1 pseudogene is annotated in these 229 nt (G+C 59.4%); it reads right to left on the bottom strand.

Annotation, left to right across the window (positions count from 1 at the left end):
- A pseudogene (locus SB756_RS36270) lies at positions 1-229 on the bottom strand (EmrA/EmrK family multidrug efflux transporter periplasmic adaptor subunit); the annotation flags it as partial.

Raw genomic sequence — 229 nt, forward strand, 5'->3', positions numbered from 1 at the left:
CCAGCGCCAGCCAGGCGTTACGTACTTCGGTGGCAGCCTGTTGCACGGCTGGCTGATCTTCCAGTTTAGTCCCCAGAATCATCGCCTGATTGGCATTGTATTGTTGAATCGCGACGTCCAGTTGCGCCTGGGCACTGGTGACGGCGTCGCGGGCGTGTTGCAGCTCTTCGCGACCAATCAGGTTGGCATTGCCCAGCGGCACACGGCGGTTGTAGTCGCTTTGTGCTTT

This window comes from Pseudomonas sp. SIMBA_068 (genome assembly GCF_046534705.1).
GTDB lineage: Bacteria > Pseudomonadota > Gammaproteobacteria > Pseudomonadales > Pseudomonadaceae > Aquipseudomonas > Aquipseudomonas putida.